Origin of the sequence: Janthinobacterium sp. 13 (assembly GCF_002749695.1) — a bacterium.
Taxonomy (GTDB): Bacteria; Pseudomonadota; Gammaproteobacteria; order Burkholderiales; family Burkholderiaceae_D; genus Janthinobacterium; species Janthinobacterium kumbetense.
Genome location: NZ_PEEQ01000001.1, coordinates 1,518,058 through 1,542,141 on the forward strand (window position 1 = coordinate 1,518,058; position 24,084 = coordinate 1,542,141).

The 24,084-nt window shown below is 64.0% G+C and carries 19 protein-coding genes; 3 read left to right on the top strand and 16 right to left on the bottom strand.

What is annotated here, in order from left to right; translation table 11 throughout:
• Nucleotides 1–4 precede the first annotated feature (4 nt).
• A complete protein-coding gene (gene gspG / locus CLU94_RS06640) occupies nt 5–448 on the bottom strand; it encodes a type II secretion system major pseudopilin GspG (protein WP_034751618.1) in 444 nt (147 codons plus the stop codon).
• A gap of 262 nt (nt 449–710) precedes the next feature.
• On the opposite strand from gspG, the gene CLU94_RS28335 reads away from it, so the two are divergent.
• A complete protein-coding gene (locus tag CLU94_RS28335; protein ID WP_180278605.1) occupies nt 711–1,076 on the top strand; it encodes a protease inhibitor I9 family protein in 366 nt (121 codons plus the stop codon).
• Between the two features lie 6 nt (nt 1,077–1,082).
• Here CLU94_RS28335 and CLU94_RS06650 read toward each other — a convergent pair whose 3' ends face one another.
• The 5 genes from CLU94_RS06650 to CLU94_RS27950 form a co-directional block, all read right to left on the bottom strand.
• Nucleotides 1,083–1,766 (bottom strand): LuxR C-terminal-related transcriptional regulator, encoded by a 684-nt coding sequence (locus tag CLU94_RS06650; protein ID WP_099668189.1) that lies wholly within the window; start codon nt 1,764–1,766, stop codon nt 1,083–1,085.
• The gene (locus CLU94_RS06655) at nt 1,766–2,476 is read right to left on the bottom strand and encodes a winged helix-turn-helix domain-containing protein (RefSeq protein WP_099665065.1); all 711 of its coding nucleotides are present in this window, start codon (nt 2,474–2,476) and stop codon (nt 1,766–1,768) included. The genes CLU94_RS06650 and CLU94_RS06655 overlap by 1 nt, the downstream gene beginning before the upstream one ends.
• Nucleotides 2,477–2,670: 194 nt before the next feature.
• Nucleotides 2,671–3,309 carry an NF038129 family PEP-CTERM protein gene (locus CLU94_RS06660; RefSeq protein WP_143451359.1) on the bottom strand — a complete coding sequence of 213 codons (639 nt, stop codon included), beginning with the start codon at nt 3,307–3,309 and terminating at the stop codon, nt 2,671–2,673.
• Nucleotides 3,310–3,319: 10 nt separating this feature from the next.
• Complete coding sequence (locus tag CLU94_RS06665) at nt 3,320–6,334, bottom strand: ExeM/NucH family extracellular endonuclease (RefSeq protein WP_099665067.1); 3,015 nt, start codon at nt 6,332–6,334, stop codon at nt 3,320–3,322.
• Between the two features lie 124 nt (nt 6,335–6,458).
• Entirely contained in the window at nt 6,459–6,785 is a 327-nt protein-coding gene (locus tag CLU94_RS27950) for a hypothetical protein (RefSeq protein ID WP_143451360.1), read from the bottom strand.
• Here CLU94_RS27950 and CLU94_RS28650 point away from each other — a divergent pair.
• On the top strand, nt 6,784–7,506 hold the full coding sequence (locus CLU94_RS28650) for a PEP-CTERM sorting domain-containing protein (RefSeq protein WP_257218702.1): 723 nt from the start codon (nt 6,784–6,786) through the stop codon (nt 7,504–7,506). The two genes, CLU94_RS27950 and CLU94_RS28650, sit on opposite strands and share 2 nt — an antisense overlap.
• Before the next feature lie 65 nt (nt 7,507–7,571).
• On the opposite strand, the gene CLU94_RS06675 is transcribed toward CLU94_RS28650, so the two are convergent.
• The 9 genes from CLU94_RS06675 to CLU94_RS06715 form a co-directional block, all read right to left on the bottom strand.
• Nucleotides 7,572–8,612 carry a TIGR03790 family protein gene (locus tag CLU94_RS06675; RefSeq protein WP_257218703.1) on the bottom strand — a complete coding sequence of 347 codons (1,041 nt, stop codon included), beginning with the start codon at nt 8,610–8,612 and terminating at the stop codon, nt 7,572–7,574.
• A gap of 74 nt (nt 8,613–8,686) precedes the next feature.
• Entirely contained in the window at nt 8,687–10,141 is a 1,455-nt protein-coding gene (locus CLU94_RS06680) for a mannose-1-phosphate guanylyltransferase/mannose-6-phosphate isomerase (RefSeq protein ID WP_099665069.1), read from the bottom strand.
• Nucleotides 10,142–10,161: 20 nt separating this feature from the next.
• Nucleotides 10,162–11,316, bottom strand: a complete 1,155-nt coding sequence (locus tag CLU94_RS06685; protein ID WP_099665070.1) for a sugar phosphate nucleotidyltransferase — start codon at nt 11,314–11,316, stop codon at nt 10,162–10,164.
• A gap of 49 nt (nt 11,317–11,365) precedes the next feature.
• Complete coding sequence (locus tag CLU94_RS06690) at nt 11,366–12,628, bottom strand: glycosyltransferase family 4 protein (RefSeq protein ID WP_099665071.1); 1,263 nt, start codon at nt 12,626–12,628, stop codon at nt 11,366–11,368.
• Complete coding sequence (locus tag CLU94_RS06695) at nt 12,609–13,919, bottom strand: nucleotide sugar dehydrogenase (protein WP_077400992.1); 1,311 nt, start codon at nt 13,917–13,919, stop codon at nt 12,609–12,611. The genes CLU94_RS06690 and CLU94_RS06695 overlap by 20 nt, the downstream gene beginning before the upstream one ends.
• A complete protein-coding gene (locus tag CLU94_RS06700) occupies nt 13,916–15,931 on the bottom strand; it encodes a heparinase II/III family protein (RefSeq protein WP_257218704.1) in 2,016 nt (671 codons plus the stop codon). The genes CLU94_RS06695 and CLU94_RS06700 overlap by 4 nt, the downstream gene beginning before the upstream one ends.
• A gap of 7 nt (nt 15,932–15,938) precedes the next feature.
• Nucleotides 15,939–17,807: an asparagine synthase (glutamine-hydrolyzing) gene (asnB, locus tag CLU94_RS06705; RefSeq protein WP_099665072.1), complete on the bottom strand. Its 1,869-nt coding sequence runs from the start codon at nt 17,805–17,807 to the stop codon at nt 15,939–15,941.
• A 26-nt stretch (nt 17,808–17,833) separates the two neighbouring features.
• Nucleotides 17,834–18,868, bottom strand: coding sequence for a glycosyltransferase family 4 protein (locus tag CLU94_RS06710; protein WP_180278606.1), 1,035 nt, complete (start codon nt 18,866–18,868; stop codon nt 17,834–17,836).
• Nucleotides 18,869–19,099: 231 nt separating this feature from the next.
• Nucleotides 19,100–20,311: a glycosyltransferase gene (locus CLU94_RS06715; RefSeq protein ID WP_143451361.1), complete on the bottom strand. Its 1,212-nt coding sequence runs from the start codon at nt 20,309–20,311 to the stop codon at nt 19,100–19,102.
• A 305-nt stretch (nt 20,312–20,616) separates the two neighbouring features.
• Between CLU94_RS06715 and CLU94_RS06720 the strand changes: the two genes are divergently transcribed.
• Nucleotides 20,617–21,603: a glycosyltransferase gene (locus CLU94_RS06720; RefSeq protein ID WP_099665075.1), complete on the top strand. Its 987-nt coding sequence runs from the start codon at nt 20,617–20,619 to the stop codon at nt 21,601–21,603.
• 49 nt (nt 21,604–21,652) lie between these two features.
• Here CLU94_RS06720 and CLU94_RS06725 read toward each other — a convergent pair whose 3' ends face one another.
• Complete coding sequence (locus tag CLU94_RS06725) at nt 21,653–23,884, bottom strand: heparinase II/III domain-containing protein (RefSeq protein WP_099665076.1); 2,232 nt, start codon at nt 23,882–23,884, stop codon at nt 21,653–21,655.
• Between the last annotated feature and the right edge of the window lie 200 nt (nt 23,885–24,084).

Here is a 24,084-nt window from a genome sequence, read left to right on the forward strand (position 1 = left end):
GGCGTTATTGCGAACTGATGTCGGCGTTCTCGCCGCTGCCGCCCGGCTGGCCATCCTTGCCCATCGAGACGATGTCATATTCGCCCTTGCTGCCCGGGGCGCGGTATTGATAGGCATGGCCCCACGGGTCGAGCGGCACGGCCTTTTTCAGGTAGGGGCCGTTCCAGCGCGTGCCGGCAGCGGGCGGCGCGACCAGCAGCGCGGCCAGGCCTTCTTCCGTGGTCGGGTAGCGCCCCACGTCGAGGCGATAGGTGTCGAGCGATTTTTCAAACGCCTCGATCTGCGCCTTGGCCACCGTCACTTCGGATTTGCCCAATTGGGCGAAATATTTGGGGCCGACATACGCCGCCAGCAAGCCGATGATGACGATGACGACCAGCAATTCGAGCAAGGTAAAGCCGCGCGCATGGCGCGTTGCTGCAAGGTTCTGCCTGTGTGCTGCATGCATCCGGTAACTCCTTATTGCCTACCTTCAATACATTGCCGCCATGTGCACCGCTGGTGGCCGCGCACAGGCGGCGCGCGCCTGCCTGATGCCTAGCAGGCTACCATGCCGCTTATGGTTAATACAATCTTTTGTTTGTACTGAAAACAACAAAATCCCAGGGGAAACCATCGCGTTTGCACTAACGCAAGTCGCGCGCCACCTGTGCCACGGCAGGCGTACAATCGGCGCATGTGCGGCCACGCCGCCTGCCTTGGGAGCTTGCATGTCTGCAATCCGTTTCAGCCTTGCCATCCTGGCCGCCGCCAGCGTACTGCCTGCCGGCGCGTCGGCGGCGCCACAGCGGCAGCCATATATTGTTGAAGTGCGCATGCAGTTGACGCCGCCTGACGCAATCCAGCGGGAAACCCCGCGGGAAGCGGGACGGCGCGCCGTGCTGGCGCTGGTGCCCGATGCCATCGTGCAATATCACTACACGGCCGCGCTGAACGGCTTTGCCGCCCTGCTGACGCCGGCCGAAGTCCAGCGCCTGCGCACCAGCCCCCTCGTCGCGCGGGTGGCGCCCGACACCGAGGATCAGTTCAACAGCGGCGGCATGCACCGGACCGCCGCACCCCGGCCGCAGCGCTAAGCGGCATCAGGCGGCCAGCAGGCGCAGCGCGATGCCGCGCGAGACGGCTTGCGTGCGATTGCTGACCCCCAATAATTTATAGATGCGCTGCAAATGGCTTTTCACGGTCCCCCCGCTGATGCCGAGGATTTGCCCCACCTCTTCATTGCTCTTGCCGATGCTGACCCAGTGCAGCACTTCCAGCTCGCGCGCACTGGCCGCGCGTGCCGCCCCGGCGGGAGCTGCCTGCGCGCCGTCCGGCAGCGCCAGCCAATGCAGATGCAGGCAGGGCAGCAGCAATTCCAGCACGTACGCCTGGCGCGCCGGGTCGGGCCAGGCAGCGCAGGGGGCACGGAACAGGGCAAAGAAACTGCCGCCGCCAGCGCCCGCGCTGCCATGCACGAGGACTCCGTCGATGAAGGCGACGCGCCGCCCGCCAGCGCGCCAGGCCTGCGCCAGCCGGGCCACCTGTCCGTGGCGCGGGTCGCTGAAGTCCCGCACCTCGGCTTCGGCCAGCACCGCGCTATGCCAGGCCGCGCTGCGCACCACGCCGCCATCGGCGCCCAATTGCGCGCAGACGAGGACGGCATGCGGCAGCAGCGCCTGCAGCGGCCCCTGGCTCCACAAAAAGAAATCGCCGGGCGCGGCGATGCCATGCGCGCCGAGTATGGCGTGCAGCAAGTATTCCTGTTCCCGCCCCGTCAGCAACATCAGGCGCACACGGCGGTGTCAAACGCCAGGTAGCGGTAGCCGCTGCCGCGCACGGTTTCGATGCGGTGGCCGCAGCCGCCCGGCAGCAAAGCCTGCCGCAAGCGTCCCACGTGGGCATCGACCGTGCGTTCGTCCAGATACGCGGCATGGCCCCACACCTGGTCCAGCAGTTGCGCGCGGCTATGCACCCTGCCCGGATGGTCCATCAAAAAATGCAGCAGCTTGAATTCCACGCGGCCCAGGCTGACAGGCACGCTGCCGGCCGTCACGCGCCGGGTGTGCGGATCGAGCCGCAAGGCGGCGCCGTCCGCGCTTGAGCCTGCGCGCAAGGCCGCTGGCGCGCGGCGGCGCAGCAAGGCATGCACGCGGGCCAGCATTTCACGGGGGCCGACGGGCTTGCACAGATAATCGTCGGCGCCGCTTTCCAGGGCCAGCACCTTGTCCTGTTCGCTGTCGCGCGCGCTGACCATAATGATGGGCAAGTCGCACAGCAGGCCATCCTGACGCATCTGGCGCAGCAGCGCGATGCCGGACGCATCGGGCAGCTCCCATTCCAGCAGCAGCACGTCGGGCGGATCGGCGGCCAGCAAGGCCAGCGCGCCGCGCGCATCCACGGCGCAGCTGACCCGGTAGCCGGCGCCTTGCAGGTTATGCACCAGCAAGGCTTGCGAGGCTGGCGCAGGATCCAGCAGCAGAATATGACGGCGCATCGATGCATCCTCCCGAAAAAAGTGGGCGGCCCTCCCTGAGAAACTAGACGGCACGACAAGTTTTTGACTATGCATCAAGCGTAAAACGGTGACTAATACAATTTAGTTTCCTGATTTATAGCTATTCCGAATAAATAGGCGAAAAAAAACACAGCGCACCGAGGCGCGCTGTGTTCAGGCGGGACAACGACTATTTATGCTGGCGTGACGAACTGGCGCCGACGCAGGGCAAAACCGATCAGCGCCAGGCCGCCCGTGAGCATCATCCATTCCGACGCTTCCGGCACGGCCGAGATCGTCGCGATGCTGGCGTAGGTGCTGCCGGCTATGCTGGCGGGCAAGCCGCCGTTCAGCGGGGTCAGTTCGAATTGCAGCAGGTTGCCATTCGCATTGCCCAGGTAAGCCATACCCGTGTAGTCAAGCAAGCCCACGCCAAACGTCGTGCCCGCGTTGCCGGCCGTGTTCAGGAAGTCGCCGCCGAAGACGACGTTGAAACCGAACTTGCCGCCCAGGGTCACGTTGTGGAACCAGTCGTTGTAGGCGCCGCTATTGCCGAAGGTCAAGGTACCGGGCACGCTGCCGCTGACATTGCCTTCCAGCGATTCCAGCGCGCCGAACGCGCCCGAAAAATTGCTGAGCACGGCGCTGGCGCCCGGCGCGGGGCTGTTGCCGGCGATAAAGGCGAAGTCGAGGAAGCCGGCGCCGGAAAAGGCGCTCGTGTCGATTTCCACGCGATAGGCCAGCGGGTCCGCCAGCGCCACGCTGGAGCTGGCGGCCAGCACGGCGGCCAGCACGGCGCGGCACAAGGCCCGATGGAGTTTTGTTGTCAACATGATGGTGTCCTTAGAAGTTGCCGGCGTAGATGCTGGCCGAGTAGGTGATCGTCACTTTCGACGGATTGGTGAAACTGACGGCAAACGAGGCCGTCGCGCCCGGCGCCAGGCTGGCGGCGTTGACGGTGACATATGCGGCGCCCGCATGGGTGCCCGTGGCATTGGCCAGGCTGACGCCGGCCGGCAAGCCGCCGAACGCCACCTGGAACGGGCCGCTCAAGGCGCTCGTACCCGTGTTGGTGAACGAGAACGTGCCCGTGTATTTTTGCGTCGCGCGGTTGTACGCGAGGCCCGAGCTGGCCGTCGAGACGGCGGCCGTGATGTCGCGGTAGGCGGGCTGCAAGTCCAGGCTGACGACGACGGGGTCGTGGTCCGAGGCGCGGTAAGGCAAGGCGTTGTACAAGTCTTGCGGCTTGGCCGAATCGATGTTGTAGTCGATCACTTCCGGTTCATCCGCATTCACATGCCATTCGGCCACGCCGGCCACTTGCGGGCTCAGCGACGCGCTGGCCAGCGCGTGGTCGAGGTAGCCGCTCTGGCCGCCGAACACGTACGAGTACGGCATGCCGGACGGCCGCACGTAACGCTCGAGTTCATTGACGAAGCCGGCGCCCGTGATGACCTGGATCGGGTCTTCCGCGCCATAGGAATTGAGGTCGCCGATGACCAGCACGTCAGCGTCGCCGGCTGCGGCCGCCACCTGCGGCAAGAAGCTGCCCACCAGGCGCTGGGCTTGCTGCACGCGGGTGGCGTTCCAGCAGCTCTGGCTATCGTTCTGGTCCGCGTCCAGCCCGCTCGAAGGGCAGCTGCCCTTCGATTTCAGGTGGTTGACGATCAGCGAGAATTTCTCGCCATTGCTCGCAAGAAAAGTTTGCGCCATCGGTGGCCGGTTGTTGATGGCGTTGGCGTCCGACAAGGCGCCGCCCACCAGGCCCAGCTTGCCCGGCTTGTAGATCATGGCCACGCGGATGGCGTCCGTGCCCGTGGCGGCCGGCTTCGGCACCACGGCATACGTGACGCCGCCGATGGCCGCGTTCAACTGCTCGACCAGATAGGTGACGGCGATTTCGCCATTGTTCTGGATTTCCATCAAGCCCACCACGTCCGCATCGATGGCTTTCAGTTCGGCCACGATCTTGTCGCGCTGGCGCTCGAATTCGGCCAGGTTGTCGGCGCCGCGGCAGTTCGACTTGGTGGTCGAGGCGCCCAAGGTGCAGCCCTGCCCCGTCTGCCCAAAGATATTGTTGCCATTCGTAAAGGTCGTGAAGAAATTCAGCACATTCGCGCTGGCCACCTTGACGTTGCCGGATGGCAGTTCCGGGCTGCCCGTGCGCGGGTTGTCGCGCGAAAACTGCGGCGTCTGCGTCGGCTGCAATTTATATGCGGCGCCGCCACCGCCGATGGCACCGAAATCGACCACGCCCGTCAGGTCGGCCACCGTGTCGCCGCTGCGCACGGTGTTGTCCTGGCCGATGTAGGGAATCGTGGGCGGCGTGACGAAAATGCCATCATCGAGCACAATCAGGTTGTTCGCATTGGCGGCGATCAAGGCTTGCGCCTCGGCGGAGCCGGCCGGATAACGGTTGGTCGGCACTTCGCGCCGGCCCGCCGACAGGGTCAGCTCGCCGCGCGCGCCCAGGTAGGCGTTTTGCGACACGGTCAGGGGCTGGGTGAAACGCACCAGCATGCCTTCCACGGCGGCCAGCTTGTCGTTCGGCAACGTCACATTCGTCGGCACGATGCCGTGGCCCGCACTTTGCGTGAGGATGGCCGTCACGTCCTTCAATTCCGTGTAGGAATTCTTGGCGCCCGTGGGCGTGTATTCGAACACCGTGCCCGTCACGCGCACCAGTTCGCCCGGCTGCACGGTGGTGGCCGTCGCGCCCGTGTACACGAAGATGCCGTCCGACGTCGATGGGTCGCCGTCGCCGGCGGCGTCCTGGATGAAGAAGCCCGTGCCCACTTTCAGGGTCACCACGCCTTCCGTCGTCTGCACGGAATTGGCGTAGGGGCTGGCCGCGCCACTGCCCTGGATTTGCGGAATCGTGTGGCTGACGGCGGCCAGGCCTTGCACGGCGACATCCACCTTGCAGGTAGCCGTCTGCTGCTGGTCATTGCTGAAGCTGACGATCACGGGATAATTGCCCACCGGCACGCCGGCGGCCACCAGCAGGCTGACCATGGCGCTCTCGCCCGCCACGCCGGCCGCGCTGAAGTTGGCCAGGCTGATGCCAGCCACGGCCGGCGAACTCAAGATAGCGGCGTTCACGACGCCATCCGCGTCGGACGCGCGCAGCACGGCGCTGCCGCCATTGCCCACGGCCAGGGCCAGGCTGGCAGGGCAACTGGTGATGATCTTGTGCACGACGGGGCCGTCGCACACATTCAGCGGCGAGGCCGTATTGCGCGGCGTCACGCTGCCGGTGGCAAAATCCACGCTGTTATCGTCCGTGTCGCCGCAGCCGCCATTCGCGCGCAGAATCGCCAGGGTATTCGAGGGTGCGGGCGCCACGGCGCCTTCGAAGCCGTTGGCCGTGCCGAAGCCGACCAGGTCGATGACGGCCGCACCCGTGGGGCTGGCGCCCACCTGGGCCGTCTTGCTATTACTCAACAGTACCTTGCCCGTCGTGCCGGACATGGCCAGGGTGCCCGTCGCGTCCGGCGTCGGCAAGTCTTGCGTGCCGCCCGTGCCCTTGGCTTGCTGGACCAGCAAATACTGGCCAGGTTGCAAATCGATAGCCGGCAAGGCCGTCACGGACCAGCTCGTGTTGGCGGCGGCGCCGTACTGCACGCTCCAGTTGCTCAGGTTGACGGGACTGGCGCCACGGTTGAACAGCTCGATGAAATCGTTGCGGTACACGGCGCCCGTATTGCCGCCGCCCCCATACACCTGGCTGATGACGATATCGGACACGGCCAGGGCTGGCAAGGACAGGCTGGCCAGCACGGCGGCCATGACCGTCAGGCGCAACGGTTTACGCAGGGACGAGAGCGGGACGGACGGGACGGCAAGGTGGACATTCATGGTTTTCCTGGTCGGTAAGATGACGCCAACCCGGACAGGCGCTGGCAGGCTGTTCTTGACAAAATGATGACGAACTTATGATTTGCATACTAAACAGTGTGCATGACGAGTTGATGACATTTCATTAAGCTGAACGGAGTAATGCGCAGCGCGGATCCAGGCTGGCGGCCGCCTGCCGAAAGTATCCTTTCAACAACGCCAGGCTGTACAAAGCAAGCCAGGTCGTTATGCCGCTGCACAATATGATATAATTCAAACAAATAAGTTTAATTCCTGATAAGAAATTGAACGGCAACACCAGACCCAGTAGTGCAGGCCCCATCCATGCCTGACCTTGAAACGCACTCCCTGCCTTGCTCGCAACAGTAGCCTGGACGGGAGCGGCAACAATCGCATGCGGACACACGCGCCCGGCGGCGCACCCTTCCATGCCTTTTGAGAGATCGATCATGCCAACACCAATTTTCACGCCAGCCTCTTCCCGTCCCTTGCTGCTGGCCGCGGCCTTGATATTCTTCGGCGCCAGCGCCCAGGCACAAACGGCCGCGCCTGCGCAAAAGAATGAAAAGAATTGCCAGGCCAGCACGCAATCGGCGAATGGCAATACGAAAGACGCCAACCTGGACGGCACCTACAGCGCCTGCAGCCTGGCCAATGGCTTCATCGGCTCCGGCACGCGTACCAACGACGGCTCGAACAAGACGCCGGAATTTGACGGCATCGTGTCCGACCAGGAATTCCGCAATTCGTCATCGGCCGAGAATAATCACCGCCTGACCGCGCGCCAGTTGCCTGACGGTGCCGGTGCCGGCGAACCGCGCAAGGTGCGTGCCAGCGACGACCGCGACTTCAGCTTTATCACGCGCGACTTCGTGGCCGCCGAAGAAAACCGTCCTTTCGATGACGCGGCCGGCTACCGTGGTCCGGGCCGTTCGTATCAGGCCCGCAGCGGCGACACCCGGGCGCCCTTGATCGTTTCGTCGTCGCTGGGTGAAAACTTGCCCACAGGCAGCAACGGTGTCGGCGGCGGCGGTTCGGGTGGCGGCTTCACGGGCGGCAGCATCCTCCCCGTGACGCCGGAAATCCCGGCCGTGCCGGAACCGGAAACCTATGCCATGCTGCTGGCCGGACTGGGCCTCGTCGCCCTGGCGCGCCGCCGCAAAAGCAAGTAACCGTCACGCCGCACCATGAAAAAAGGCCCGAAAGGGCCTTTTTTATTGTCTGGAAGAATCCGGTTTCAGCGCCGGAAACCCGCATACGGCGCCGCCAGCGGATCGCCGATGAACAGGCCCTGGGCCGGCCACAGCACGCTGCCCCAGTACGCTTCCAGCGCCGTGGCGCCGGACAGGTAGCGGCGCAGCAGCACGGTCGGATTGGGAAACTTTTGCCAATAACTGCACGGTTCGCTGACGGTGCCATAGCTGGCCGTCGCGCCCGCCTCCAGCCAGCGCTGGCTGCTCATCTGGCTACTGCCCTGCAAGTCGCCGCCAAACGAGGTCAGGTGGTCCGCCAGGGCGCCGGGCAGGAAATGCAGGGTCTCCAGCTTGGCCACCTTGGCCTGCCCCGTCTGGTACACCATGATGTCTTGCGCCCCTTCCAGGCTGTCCGCCTTGAGGTTCTTGACGGTCAGCTTGCGCTGGCGCACGACGCCAGCGGGTGGAAAGAAACCGGCCCGGCTGTTGCGCACCGCGTCGCTGGTGGTCAAATAATACGCGCTGGCGGCCGGCACTGAAAAGCCGCTGACGGCGCCGCGGTCCACCACGGCCTTGGCCTCTTCCACGAAATCGACAGGCAGCAGCATCGACAGGCGCAAGCCCAGCTGCGTGTAGGGTTGCGCCGCCTCGCTGTTGAAATACTTGCTGGGTTTACCGGGATCGCACGTCTTCGCGCATTGATCCCCGTCATATCCGAGGGTGAAGGCGGCGGTGATGGCATTGCATTCGACGGCATACGGCGCGCTCCACACCATCAGCACGGCCTGTATCTCGGGTTTCAGCTGCGCATTGATGCGTTCCTTCAACTGCGCGAACTGGTCGATGCTGAGCTTGCGGGGGCGGTTGGGAATATTCACGTGCGCCACATTCGCGGCAGGAATGCCGTGCGCCTTGCGGTAGTACTCGCCCACCTCGACACTGTTGGGTTCGGCGTCGTTGATGACGATGGCCAGCTGCGACGCCTGCAAGCCGGGCGGCGCCACGGCTGCGGCAGCGGCGGCTGGCGCGTCGGCATGGGCGGCGCCGGCGGCCAGCGCCAGCGAAAGACAAAGGAAGTTGCGCAAGGGTCGGTACACCGGTAAGTGAGGGATCGGAGGCAGCCGGCCAGGGGCGCGGCTGCCCTGCGATGAGAACGCCATCAGGCGCGCTGGTAGACATCCTCCAGGCGCACGATGTCGTCTTCGCCCAGGTAGCTGCCCGACTGCACTTCGATCAGGTGCAAGGGCAGCTTGCCCGGATTTTCCAGGCGGTGCGTCATGCCGATGGGAATATACGTCGATTCGTTTTCCGTCAGCAAGGTCACCTTCTCGCCGCACGTGACTTGCGCCGTGCCGCTGACCACCACCCAGTGTTCGGCGCGGTGATGGTGCATCTGCAGGGACAGCTTGCCGCCCGGATTGACGGTGATGCGCTTGACCTGGAAGCGTTCGCCGATATCGATGCCTTCATAACTGCCCCACGGGCGGTACACCTTGCGGTGCTGCACATGTTCGCTGCGTCCCGCCTGCTTCAAGTGGTCGACCACCTGCTTCACGCGCTGCACCTGGTCCTTGTGCGCGATCAATACCGCATCGTCCGTTTCCACCACGACCAGGTCCTGTACGCCCAGCACGGCCACCATGCGGCGCTCGGCGCGCACCAGGCAATTGCTCACGCCATCGAGATACACGTCGCCGCGCACCACGTTGCCGTTGGCGTCCCCCTGCTGCACTTCCCACAGGGCCGACCAGGAACCGACATCGCTCCAGCCTATGGCGGCCGGCAACACCACCGCATGCGCCGTATGCTCCATGACGGCATAGTCGATCGAATCGGATGGGCAGGCGGCGAAGGCCTGCTCTTGCAGGCGGCAGAAATCGAGGTCGCGGTAACCGTCGCGCACGGCCGTTTCGCAGGCGGCCAGCATGGCGGGCTGGAATTGCCCCAGCTCGCCCAGATAGCGTTCGGCGCGGAACATGAACATGCCGCTGTTCCAGAAATAATTACCGGCGGCAAGGAACGACTGCGCCGTGGCCAGGTCCGGCTTTTCCACGAAACGCTCGACCTTGCAGCCCGCGGCGCCCGGATTGACGGGCGCGCCGCTGCGGATGTAGCCATAGCCCGTTTCCGGCGCCGTCGGCACGATGCCGAAGGTGGCCAGCGCGCCATCGGCCGCCAGCAGGGCCGCCTCGGCGATCGCCTGGTGAAACGCGGCCACGTCGGTGATGACATGGTCGGCCGGCAAGACCAGCATCAGCGCCTGCGGGTCGATGGCCAGCAGGAATTGCGCGGCCACGGCCACGGCCGGCGCCGTGTTGCGCCCCACGGGCTCAAGCAAGATGCCCAGCGGCGGCAAGCCGATCTCGCGCAGTTGCTCGGCCACCATGAAGCGGTGCTCGTTGCCGCATACCACCAGCGGCGGCATGACGTCGAAACCGGCCAGTCCGCTATCGCCGGCACGGCGGTTGGGCAGGCTGGTCACGCGCAACGCCGTTTCCTGCAACATGGTCTTGTCCGTTACCAGCGGCAACAGTTGCTTGGGCAACACGGCGCGCGACAGCGGCCATAAACGGGTGCCCGAACCGCCGGACAGGATGACTGGATAAATTTTCATGGTTTCACTTCGCAAACAGTTTATTGGGCAGCATACAGGGCCGGCGGCGTTTCGTCGCGGCGCAGGCTGCGCCGGTCGCGCGCATTGCCCCAGGCATCTTTCTCATAGTCGGAGACATGGCGCATCTGGCCGGCACGGTCGACACTATAATCCTTGAAGACGATCATTTCATCCAGCACCACGCCAGGCAGCACGCGCGTGTACTCGAACAGCACGCTGCGCACCACTTCGGCGCCGCCGCAGACGTGGCTGCCATGGCCGATCCAGGCCGGCCCGATGATGGTCGTGCCCGCCTCGATGCGGCAACCCGAGCCGATGTAGACGGGGCCTTCGATGCGCGTGCCGCCGCTCCAGTCGATGCTCGTGTTCAGGCCGGCCCACACGCCATCGGCGATCTGGGTGCCAGGCACCTGCAAATGGGCCACTTTTCCCATCAGCACGCTTTGCAGCACTTCCCAGTAATCCTTGATGCTGCCGATATCGATCCAGTTGTACTGGCGTTTTTGCGCATGGAAGGGCAAGCCTTGCGCGACCAGCAGGGGAAACAGTTCCGAGCCGATATCGAAGGGCTGGCCGGCGGGAATCAGGTCCAGCACGGCCGGCTCGAACAGGTAGATGCCGGTGCTGACGCAATTGGACAGCGCATCGGCCTGCGCCGGCTTTTCCTGGAAGGCGCGCACGCGCCCATCGGCACCGCTGACCACCACGCCATAGCTCGACACCTTGTCCCACGGCACTTCCAGGGTGATGACGGACGCCAGCGCGCCCTTGCTGCGGTGCTCGCGCAGGGCCGCTGCCAGGTCGAGGTCGATCAAGGCGTCGCCGCACAGCACGATCGTCGTATCGTCGAAAAAGCCGCCGAACTCCTGGATCTTCTTCATGCCGCCAGCCGAGCCGAGCGGTTGCGGCACGACCTCGCCCGCATCGTTCGTATAGCCTTCGAAGGAATAGCCGATGCGCACCCCGAACTGGTGGCCTTCGCCGAAATACTCCTCGATCTTTTCATGCAGGTAACTGACGTTGACCATGATGTCGGTCACGCCATGCTGCGCCAGGTGTTCCACCAGGTAAGCCATCACGGGTTTGCCCAGGATGGGGATCATCGGCTTGGGCAAATCATAGGTCAGGGGCTGCACGCGCGTGCCCTTGCCTGCTGCCAATATCATCGCTTTCATCGTCAAACTGCTCCATCAGGGTTGGGGATGGCTGGCCAGGCGGCGCACTTCAGCGGCCATCCTTGCTCAAGGTCACGGGAGCGGCGGGCGCGGCGGCGGGAAACAGGCGCGCATACGCGGCCAGCAGCTTCGGCGCTTCATATTCCCACTCCAGTTCGTTGATCACGCGATGGCGGCCAAACGCCCCCATCTGCTCGCGGCGGGCCGGGTCGTCCAGCAAGTCGACGATCTTGCGCGCCATGTCGATGGGATCGTTCTTCAATGCATACAAGGATGCCTGCTGCGCAGAAACCTTGCCCTCGACCAGATCAAACTGCACGATCGGTTTGCCCAGCGCCATGTATTCCATGATCTTGTTCATGGTCGACTTGTCGTTCATGTCGTTGGCCACGTCCGGATTCACGCACACATCGGAGGTATTGAGCATTTCCAGCAATTGCTGGTCCGGCACGCGCCCCGTAAACGTCACGTAGTCGGCAATGCCCAGGTCCTGCGCCATCTGCTTCATCTGTTCCAGCGAGGTGCCGCCGCCCACCAGGCCGAACTGCACATCGTCGCGCTTCAGGGTTTGCACGATGTATTGCGCCGCCTGCAGCAGCAGGTCGATGCCTTCCTGCGCACCCATCACGCCCACGTAGCCGACCAGGTAGGCGCGGCCCTTCTTGAGTTCCGCCACGGGCGGCAGCACGCGCAGGCGGTCCAGCTTGGGTCCGCTGCGCACCACGTAGACATCCTCGGGCTTCATGCCGCCCCGCTCGATGGCGATCTTCTTGTACGACTCGTTGGTGGCGATCGACACGTCGGCGCTCTGGAACGACCAGCGCTCGAACAGCACCATCAGTTTATAAAAGAAATCGCGCCGGCCGAACTTGGCTTCGTACAGCTCCGGATTGATGTCATGGTGGTCAAACAGGAAACGCTTGCCCATCGTCAACTTGAAGAAGCCGCCGATGAGGAACAGCAGATCGGGCGGATTGCAGGCGTGGATGACGTCGAAGCCGCGCGCGAAATGCACTTTCCATGCAAGGCGGAAAGTGTGGAACAGCGCCAGCGAATACTCCACCAGATAGCCCTTCGCCCCTTCCGCTTCCAGCGGCAGGTGGTAGCGGTAGATATGGATGCCGTCGATGGCTTCGTAGCGCGATTCATAGCCCTTGCCCGTCGGGCAGATGATCGACACTTCATAGCCGTTCGCATGCAGCGTGGTCGCTTCCTGCCACACGCGCCGGTCGAACGGCGACGGCAGGTTTTCCACCAGGATCAGCACCCGGCGCGGCTGTCCTGCCACGGTATTACCAGCAGATGCCGTCATATTGCTCTCCACTTTGTTCTTTGCTGATGCGCACCAGGTCGACGATGTGCTGGTGCGGCTGCAGGCTGGCGGGCACGGTCTTGAATTCGGCCGCGCCATTGCCGATGACGATGGTGTCGGCAAAATCGAGCACGTCCTGCATGTTCGTCACCATCAGCTTGGAAATGTGCGGGATGTGATTGAGGATGTAATCCTGGTTGGCGCCCGTCAAGGCGGCCAGGTTGACGTTCTTGTCGTACAGCTTCAGCTCGTAGCCCTTGCCCAGCAGATACTCGATGACATCGACCAGCGGCGATTCGCGCAAGTCGTCCGTGCCGGCCTTGAACGAGAAGCCCAGGATGCCCACCTTGCGCGCACCTTTGTCGACGATCATCTTGATGCCTTTTTCCACTTGCCGCTGGTTCGACGGCAAGATAGAGTTCAGCAAGGGCAAATCGAGGTCCAGGCTGCGGGCCTTGTAAGTCAGCGCGCGCACGTCTTTCGGCAGGCACGAGCCGCCGAAGGCGAAGCCCGGCTTCATGTAGTACGGCGACAGGTTCAGCTTGGTGTCCTGGCAGAAAATTTCCATCACCTTGTGGCCATCGATGCCGACGGCCTTGCAGATGTTGCCGATTTCATTCGCGAACGCCACTTTCACGGCGTGCCAGGTGTTGTCCGTGTACTTGACCATCTCGGCCGTTTCCACGTCCGTGCGCACCAGCGGCGCATCCATCTTTTCATACAGCTGCACCAGCAGCGCGCCCGCCTTTTCGTCGGATTCGCCGATCACCGTCTTCGGCGGATTGTAGTAATCGTAGACGGCCGTGCCTTCGCGCAAGAATTCCGGGTTGTTGCACACGCCGAAATCGACGCCGGCCACCTTGCCCGACGCCGCTTCCAGGGTCGGGATGACGAGCGAACGCATGGAGCCGGGCAGCATGGTCGAGCGCGCCACAACGACGTGGAAGGTATCCTTTTCACGGATGGCGGCGCCGATTTCCTGGCACACCTTGCGCACGTGGCTCAGGTCCAGGTTGCCATTGAGCTGCGACGGCGTGCCCACGCAGATGAGCGACATGTCCGAGCCGAAAACGGCGTCGCGCACGTCGAAGGTGGCGCGCAAATGGCCGCTCTTCACGGTGGCGGCGATCATTTCGCCGATGTCTTTTTCAATGATGGGCGTGGTGCCCTGGTTGATCAGCTCCACCTTGGTCCTGTTCGGATCGACGCCGATGACTTCGTGTCCATCCGTTGCCAGGCAACCAGCCGAGACGGCACCCACATAACCCAAACCAAATATGCTAATTTTCATGTTTTCCTCGTATTTTCTGACAGATCAGGGGTAGCCAAACTCAGGTGAAACTCCGTGCGCAAGGTGGCTGCGCCTTGCAGCCGCCCGCGCCAGACCAACACAGGCGCAGCCTGTTTTTCATCGAAGCGGTGCGAAATCCAGCCCAGCGGCGGATGGTCGCTGCCGCATACCAATTGCACGGAAGCATCCGGCAACGGCGGTAAATGCATCTCCAGCGCGAAAGCGTCGCCCGCCACGCGCAACACCTGGCCATCCAGTTGCACGCGGCAGCGGGGATCAAAGTGCCAGAACAACTCCACCTCATGCGCGTCCTGGCATTCGAGCACGTCATCGACCACGATCAGCGCGGCGCCGGGCGCGACGCGCACGTCGCGCCGGTGCAGCACGCCATCTTTCAAGCCCAGGTAGCCGTCATGGCTGGCGCTCCAGAATTGCCCATCGGCATCGTCACGCCACGCCAGGCACGCTGCCCTGGCCTTGCGCAGCCACAGGAAGTTGCCGCCCGACTCGGACTGGTCGCGGCCATCGATGCGCACGGTGTTGTGCGCGCTGGTGCCACGGAAATAATCGCGCCACTGCTTTTGCGTATGGTAGGCATAGGTGCCCGGATCGACCAGCACCATCTGGCCCGCCACGGACAAGGTCAGCGCCAGCGCATCGGCGTGGCCGTGCGCGGCGATGCCCAGGTAGCCCAGTGGGCCGGCATCGGCAATCAGGCGCACTTCGTCGGGCGTGCCAAAGCCGGCGCCCATCACGTAATAGCCGCCATCGGGGAAGGCGCGCGGCAAGGTATCGGGCGCAGCATCCGGCAAGGCGTCAAACGCCTGGCTCCCCGCCTCGCCCAGCAGCCACGCGCTTTTCTCGTCGAACGTGCGCGCCTTGGCCTTGAAGTCCGCGCGGCCGAACAGGGCCGCGCCGCTGGCCAGCAGCGACGTGTAGGGATTGGCGCCCGGCGCCTTGTCCCAGTGCGCCAGCAGCGCATCGTCGGCGTCGCCGAACATCGGCACCTCGCCCGCCACGTTCGTCATGGCGGCGATAAATTCCAGCATGGCTTCCAGGCGCCGCAAGAAGGCGGCCGAGCGGGGGCGGCCATTGGCGCGGCCCGCCAGCACGCACAGCAGCATTTCATCGGCCACCGTGTGCTGGTAATAAATGGCTTGCTCGCGGTTCACGCCATCGGGGCCATTCTGCTGCAGCGCCTGCGCTTCCAGCTCGCGTTCCGTCTGCGCCAGCCAGCCGGCACTTTCCGGCCAGCAAGGCCACGTGAGCGCGGCGATATGCAAGCCCGTCAATTCGCCAAACAGGTGGTTGTTGGCCGACGAGTGGCGCGAAAAGTGTCCCGCGATGAAGTGGCAATGCTGGTAGATGCTGTCGAGCCAGCGCTGCAGGAAGGCTTGCCCCTGCGCGCCCTGGAACAGGGGGCTGTTAATGCCTCCGAGCAAGTGCCACGCATGCGACCAGCTGACCAGGCGCAAGGCCAGCTCCAGCGCGCTGCTCCAGTTCGGTCCCAGCGGATACGGACATTGCTGCCACCACGATTCAAGCAGGACTTGTACACCTTGCGCATGGCGCAAGTCGCCGCCGAGGCGGTAGGCCATCGCCAGGTCGGCCACGGCCAGGTGGCGGTTCGGTTCCCACAGGCATTTGATATCGCCCACCACGGTTTCGTCGCGGTAATTGAGCGTCTTGCCAAAATCCAAGGGCACGACGGTGCCCGTCTTCGGATCGCGGTTCCATTGCGGCGGGAAACCCAGCTCCGCATCGCGCAGGGCGAACACATCGAAGCGGCCCGCGAGGATGCGTTCGGCCGCCGCCAGGTGCGGCGCCGTGTCGATGGGCATGCCCAGCCAGGGTGCGCCGAAACGCTGGCGCACGGCGGGCGGCGGCACCTGCGCCAGGCCATAGCCGCGCGCCTGCAGCCGTTGCTGCAAGGCATCACGCACGCGATGCGCCACCTCGGGCGCCCCCATGGCGCGCAAGCGGTTCAGTTTCCAGGACAGGTTGCTCAGCATGGACGTCTCACAGATACTGGCGGTGCCAGATTTCCAGGGTGAGCAAGCTCCACAGCAGTTTCTCGTGGTTTTGCCGTCCAGCCACGTGTTCGGCCAGCACCTGCTGCAGGGCTTGTGTATGGTAATAGTGGCGCGTGCGCGACCCGGCGCCCGTCAAGTGTTCGTACAGATAATCCTTCATGGGGCCGCGGAACCATTCGTTGACGGGCACGCGGAAGCCCACTTTCGGCCGCTCCAGTATGGCTTGCGGCAACAGTTGCTTCATGGCTTCGCGCAAGATCCACTTGGTGGTGCGGCCGCGCACGCGGTACTCGTCCGGCAGGCTAGCCACATACGCCGCCAGTTCGTGGTCCATGAAGGGCATGCGCGCTTCCAGCGACGCGGCCATGGTCATGCGGTCGCCCCGCTCGAGCAGGTTGTCGGGCAGCCAGCTCAGCTGATCGAAACACAGGATGCGGCGCAAGGCGCTGTTGCCGGCGCTGCCGCAGCCCAGCGAGGGATCGCGCTGGCGCGCCGGCGCGGGCATGGCCACCAGGCGCGCGCGTTCCTGATCGGACATCATGCCGAACCAGCGCGGCATGCGTTCGTGGAACGCTTCCAGGCCCAGGTTGACGATGGCCGTCTTGGCGCGGCGGAAACGGTACGGCAAGGCGCCGATGGCCGGCTCGATCAAGCCCCGGCGCAGCAGGCCCGGCAGCATCTGGTAATTGCCCGCATAGCGCTCGTACACGTGCTTGGGGTAACCGCCGAGGATTTCATCGGAGCCTTCGCCCGTCAAGACCATCTTGACCGTCTTGCGCGATTCCTTCGCCAGCAGGTAGATGGGAATGTCGGATGGCTCGGCCACGGGGGCGTCGCGGAAGCGCACGAGGTCGGGCAGCAAGGCGATGACCTGGTCGACGGACACTTCCAGCTCATGGTGCTCCGTGGAAAATTGCCGGGCGATATCGGCAGCATACGCCAGCTCGCTGAAGCCGCCCTCCTTGAAACCGACGGAAAAAGTCTTCACGGGCACGCCCGCATGGCGCGACATCAGCGCCACCACGGCCGACGAATCGATGCCGCCGGACAGGAAGGCGCCGAAGGGCACGTCGGAAATCATGCGGATGCGCACCGATTCATCGAGCTTGTCGAGGAAGGTGGCGACGGGGTCGGCCGGCAGCGGGGCCGCCAGGCGGGGCCGGCTGTCGGGCGGCGTGTAATACACGCGCTCGCGCAGCACGCCGTTTTCCCACGTGGCCGTGGAACCGGGCGCCAGCTTGCGGATGCCCTGGAACAAGGTGGCCGGGCCCGGCACGTAGCGGTAGGCGAAATAATCCCAGATGGCGGCCTCGTCCGCTTGCGGCGCCACGTCCGGCAAGGCCAGCAGCGCCTTGATTTCCGAGCCGAAAGCCAGTTTTCCCTCGTGCTGCCACAGGAACAGGGGTTTCTTGCCGAACGGGTCGCGCGCCATGAACAGGCGGTCGTTGCGCGCATCCCAGATGGCAAACGCAAACATGCCGCGGAAATGCTGCACGCATTCCTCGCCCCATTGCACGTAGGCATGCACGATGGTTTCCGTGTCGGATGCCGTGCGGAAATGGTGGCCCAGCGCGATCAATTCGTCGCGCAGGGGCTGGAAATTGTAGATTTCGCCATTGAAGATGATTTGCACATCGCCCGTCTCATTGCCCAGCGGCTGGTGGCCCGTGGCGATGTCGATGATGGACAGGCGGCGGTGCAGCAAGCCCAGCTGCCAGGCGCCGTCGGCCGTGGCCGCGTTGAGCACGCCCGTGTCATCGGGACCGCGGTGCGCGATGGCGCGCCCCATGGCGTCGAGCGCCGCGGGCAAGCCGGCGACGGACGAGGGGAAGATCAAACCGGCAATACCGCACATATAGGCTCGCTTAAAAAAGGGTTCGGCTAGACTGCCGGCGGCGCCAGCAAGGCGCGGTAGACGCGGTGAAAATCCTGCGCCAGGCGCTCGACCGTATAGGCGCTTTCGATGCGCTCGCGGCACGCTTGCCCCATGCGCAGCAACAGGGCGCGGTCACCGTCGAGGCGCGCGATGGCGTCCGCCAGCGCCTGGGGATTGCTCCGCGGCAAGAACACGCCATGCACGCCATCCTGCATCACGTCGGCTATCGCGCCCACGGGGCACACCAGGACGGGCGTGCGCGCGGCCATGCTTTCCAGCAACGCATACGGCAAGCCTTCCTGGTGCAAGGTGGGAAAACCGAACAGGTCGGCCTGGCGCCACACGGCTTCCTTTTCGGCGCCAAAGACGGGACCGAGAAAGCGCACCGCCTCTTGCAAGCCGAGCCCGGCGACGCGCTCGCGCAGCGCCGCTTCCTGGGGGCCGCTGCCGGCCAGCGCCAGCGTGGCTTGCACGCCTGCGGCGCGCGCCAGGCGCAGCCCTTCGAGCAAGTCGAACAGACCCTTGCTTTCCGCCAGGCGCCCCACGTACACGAGTGACAGCGGACGCTGCGGCACGAGCGGCCTGTCGCCGGGGTCGCTGCCCGCATCGATGGCGTTGGGTATCACGTCGAGCGCCAGCGCGGGATCGAAATCGAGATAGCCCTGCAGTTCGCATTGCGCCAGCAGCACCACCACATCGGCCGCGCGCAGCACGCGCCGCAGCAAACCCGTCAGCAATGGCTTGCCGTTGAAAAACACCTGCGGCAAGGCGCCGCCATGCACCTGGTACACGACGCGCTTGCCCATGGCCTTGGCCAGCAGCAGATACACGATGTCGCGCCAGTAGCTGCGCCACTCCATGGACGTGTTGATATGCACGATCTGCGGACGCTGCCTGCGCATGGCCTGCACGAACTGCACGGGGCTCCAGGCGAAACGCAGCAGCTTGTGCAGGCGCGACTCGTTGCGGCCCTCGCTGCCGACCTGGAAGTGCACGAGCTTGTAGTCTTGCGACAAAGAACTGTGAAATAGTTGATTCAAATGGGTGGTTACCCCGCTCACCGCATTAAGTGCAGGTCCTAGCAGCATTATCGTAGTCATATTGGTATTATATGTTGTACTTTTGTAATTTAGACGCGAAGACAAATATATTTGCTGCATTGCGCTAACATCTACAACAATTTTCTTCCAGGGAACACCACCCATGGTGCATTCTGAGCGCCGTTTACGTGTTCGGCAACAACTTCTTGCCTGCGCTTCCAGCCACGGGCATCAACGGCGCGCGCCGGCCAGATCCAGGTAGCGCTGCGCCAGTGCCTGCGCCAGCACGCGGTAGCTGCGCCGCGCCTCGATATAGGCGACGCCGGCCTGGGCGCGGGCGCGCGCTGCGGGCACATCGGACAAGATGGCCGCCATCGCGGCAGCCATGGCGGCCGGTTCGCTGGCCGTCAGCCAGCCTGCGCCGCTGGCCGTCAGCACTTCGGCCTGGTCCGGGCTGTCATTGCCCACGGCCGGCATGCGCAAGGCCAGGTATTCGAGCAGCTTGGTGGGCGAACTGACGTCGAACAGGGCGCCACGGGGAATATACGACAGCGCGGCGTCGGCCCCGGCCAGCAGGGGCCACGCCTGGTCCGAGGGCAGCCAGCCCGTCACGCGCACAGCCCCGGCCAGGCCGGCACGCTGCGCATAGGCAAGCAAGTCATCGACGTCGGATGGCGTATCGGAAGCGCCGATCAGCAACAAACAGGCTGCGGGGATGCGCTGGCGCACGATCAGCAAGGCGTCCAGCAAGCGTTCCAGCTGGCGCGACTGGTCGAGCGTACCCAGGTAGGCCAGCAAGGGCACCTCCTCCCAGCCCTCCGGCCGGACGGGCGCGATGGCTTGCGCCTGCAACACTTCCATGTCGACACCCATGGGCACGGCAGTGAGGCGCTGCGCCGCGATGCCGCGCGCCTGCATCATGCGCAGCATCGCGTCGCTTTGCACGAACACATGATTGGCGCGCGGCAACACAATGCGGTACAACAACCATTGTTCGAGCAAGCCCTTGCACAGCACCAGGCGCGCGCGCAAGGTGGGGCGCTGCGCCAGGCTGCTGCGCGCCCGTTCGATGCGTCCCTCGCTGATCAGGTATGACACCCAGTAATAGAACGGTATGCCCTTCAGGCGCGCCACCAGCAGGGCAAGCAGGCCCGTGGGCACCATGTCGCGCACCTGGATCGCATCGCAACCGGCGCGGCGGGCACCCGCCAGGGCACGCAGGCAGAGCCACTGGAAAGCCAGTTCGCGCAACAGGCGGCTGCCCAGGAAACGCCCGTGGCGTACCGAACGGAAACCCTGCGCCTGCGGCGGCTGTTGCGACGGCATGCCGACGATATCGCATTCGACGCCGTGGCGCGGCAGGTACTTGCCGAACAGTACCGCGACATCGGGACGAAACGTGGGCAGGCTTTCCGGCACCAGTTGCAAAATCTTCAGGGACATAGGCGGTTCGACGGCAAAAAAAGGTTGAGGCAGATACAATACGCCATGCGCCGAAGCATATCATGCCCTTACGAAATAATTAATTATATTGCATTAGTAGCATCAAACCAAGCTTGCTCCATTGATGAGCGGCAAGCTGGCCGCAGCGTGACAGGTCTCGCGCTGAAACAATGCATAAACGTCCATTTTAATGCTATTGTAATAATGCAGTCGATTGCCAATCATTAATTGTGTGACAACGAGCGCCGGAACGGCCCTGGCTGTTGTTTTAATGTGATAATGTTCATTTTTAATAAGGCGCAACAATGATCCACGTGCTGCTGTCGGAAGCGGGAACCTACCACGACATCGTCGAGCATCTGGCGGCGGGCGGCGCGCGCGTGACGCATATCGGGCCGGACGCGCAGGCGCACATGCGCAGCAAACTGTCCATCCTGGCCGCCATGCTGTCGCCGTCGCTGTTGCGCACGCGCAAATTATGGCGCCAGCAAGACCGCCTGCTGGTCGTCGGCTGGCAGGCGCTGCCCGTGCTGGCGCTGATACGCCTGGGCCTGCTACCGCGCCCGCAGCGCCTGCTGGTGATGGCTTGTTTCATCCATGGCACGCGGGCCCGCAACGTGATCAACCGGGCCTGGCGCCTGCTCAATTTCCCCGGACTGGAATTCATTACTTTTTCCAGCGGCGAAACGCGCAACCTGACCGACAACGTCGGCATCGCGCCCGCCGCCGTGCATTTCCACCTGTGGCGCCAGCATCTCGACGGCGCCACCACGGCGTCCCAGCGGCAAGATGACGGCAGCATCTTCTCCGGCGGCTTTTCCAACCGCGATTACGACCTGCTGCTGGACGCGGCGCACGGGCTGGAAGCGCACCTGGTGATCGTGGCGTCGGCGCAAAACCAGATCCCCGCGCAAGACCCGGCGCAGACCACGGTCCATCTCGACTTGCCGGAAGCGCAGTTTGAAAAGCTGCTGGCAAGCAGCCGGGTGGTCGCCATGCCGCTGAAAAGCCAGGGCGAAGCCTGTGGCCAGAGCGTGCTGCTGCGGGTATTGCGCAATGGAAAACCACTGATCGCCACGCGCCACGAAGCCATCGAAGCGTACCTGGGACGCGATTACGCCGGCTTCGTTGCCGCCGGCGACAGCGGCGCCATGCGCGAAGGCTTGCGCCGCGCCCTGTCCGACGACGCCTTCCGCGCAGGCTTGGCCGCGCAGGTGTCGCGCGCCTGTGCCCGGATGGAGCAGCGCGGCGGACCGGGCCAGGAAATCGAACAATTTCTGCTCGCCAATTAAAAAAATCCACTGCCGCAACGACGACAGTGGATTTTCCTTGAAGCAGCGGTCAGTTCGGCAATGTCACCACTTGCTTGCCGACCGTCAGCGTGCGGGCCGTGCCGCTTTTTCCCAGCTTGATCAGCGGCTTCTTGCAGCCGACATCGAGCACCGTGAGGAATTCGCCGCTCAGCGCCGCGGCCGACTTGATGAACACCCCATGCTCTTCATAGGTACCGGGCTGCGGCGGAGGTCCCGTGCGCTTTTCGAAACGCGCGCCGGTGCTGACCGGCACCACGCACACCTTGCGTCCCTGATTCGTCACCGAGATGGCGCCGCCGGCGTCGACCACGATAGGCGCATACGTATGGAAGTTCCACTCGAACACGCGCGGCGTGGCCGAGGTCACCTGGTCCTGCACCACCACGGCATCCGTGGTGCGCAGGAACCACAGCTTGCGCAGCGCCGATGTCAGCTGGCCGCCATAGGCCAGCGTGGCGTCGCCCGCCACATAGTCGACGGTGGCCTTGGGAGCAAAGGCGGTGATGCGGCCGTTGCGCGCCATGGTCGTTTCATAGCCGTCGACCAGCTGGCCCTGGCCATTGTCGAACGTCAAGGCATTGTGGGCCTTGGTCTGGCGGTACCAGGAACTCCACAGCGGCGAATCGTACCAGTCGTACCAGCCGCTTTCCGTCAGCAGGGGCACGCCCGCGCTGGCCAGCACAAAGCCGTTCTGGTCACCGTGGCTGTGATTGAACGAACCGTAGGGACTCGATTTGAAATACACCGAGGTGCGTTGCAGATTGCCGATGTCGCTGTGCATGGCGGCCCAGCCGATGCTCGGGTAATACGCCGAGTTGCCTGGCGGCGCGGGCGTGGCCACCGTCGCCACCGGCAACGGGTACGGCGCCTGCAAGGTGGCCAGCGAATCGTCGGTGCGGATCAGGTTCTTGTAATACCACGCCGCGGCAGGCGTGGCGAAATGCGCGGCGAAACCCTTCATCATGCGGATTTCAGGCAGCGTCTCGTGCCCGTCGCCAAACACGTGGGTCTGCGAACCGGGTGGCACGAAATGCATCAGGTAATCGAGGAAGCCGCTGGCCCAGGGCTTGGTGAACAGGTCGACCTTGGTCGCGTAGGCAAGCGCCGGCCAGATCTGCAGCGCATAGTCGGCTTCATACTCGGCATACGCCGTGCCGTTGGCAAAACCGCCCTCCGGACCGCTCCACACGCTGTAGGAACTGACAAAGGCGCGGAACGAAAAATCGAACCAGTCCTTCGCCTCCGGGATATCGCCCAGGGACAGCGTTGAAATCAGCGTCAGGAAACCGATATTGCTGGCGGCGTGGGAATCGTAGGGATACTGGTCCAGGCGCCCCGTCTGCGCAGCCAGGTCGAGGTACATCGCATTCGTACGAACGCGTACCATTTCCAGCCACGCGGCGCGGCGCGGCGCATCGAGGGCGCTGCCCAGGTTGTCGACCGCCTTGATCAGGCTTTGCGCAATGGCGCGGTTGCCCTGGTCATGGTTGACAAAACTGGTACCGCCGTTCGGGCTGAGCGCGGCTTCCTGGTCGCCGCGCGCGATCGCCTCCACCAGATACTGGTTCTCGCCCGTCACGCGATACAGCAGCGAGGCCGCTTCGAGCTGGCGTGCGCTCTGATTCGTGCGCGAAATGACGCGCGCATTCTGCGCCTCGTTGGCGGCCGTGCGCACCTTGCCTGGCGACAATGGCCACTCGGCGTCGGAGACGGGCGCGATCGCCGTCATATTACGTATCACCTCGGTACTCAGCCAAGTCAGCACCTGGCTGCGGTCGGCGCGCTTGGCCGCGCTCCAGCTCGCAAAAAAGGTCGCGTTATCCTCCAGGCCGCGCGGACGCGGGCGCAAGACGATGGCAGCGCGCAAGGTGCTGCTTTCCGGCACTTCGAACACTTTCGACGTGGCGTCGATCACAAAGGTTCGCGGGCTCGACCATTCATTGCTCGTGCTGGGACGCACGCGCCAGCTATAGGTGCCTGCCGCAAATTTCTTGGATGGCAGATACCAGTTGCGCGCCGACGTGAAGGTGCTGACCACGGTGCCCGCCAATTTGACTTCAATGACATACGACGCCGGCGACAGCGGATGGCGCGACCAGGTAAAACTGGGGGGATTTTGCGGCTGGATCTGGCGGTTGTCCGGCAAGGTGCGGACGGCCAATGGGTCGGTCGCCAGGGCCCAGTCGGCCTGGGCCTGGCCGCAAGCTGAACAGACGAGCAGCAGCGCCACTTTGACCAGCGTATATTTAGCGAATTTCATAGATTACCTTCTTAACATCAACTATCGAGCAAGATACCGCCGCTGCGTGGGGCATATCATACGCCTCCTGTCGAGGCTGCTTGCGAGACACAGGACGGCCCGCCGTACAAAATCGGGCAAAAGGCGAAGACACTGCTGAAGGCACTGCGAATACCTGTAAGCATATACCTAAAGTATTCTTCCGAACATTAATATTAGTT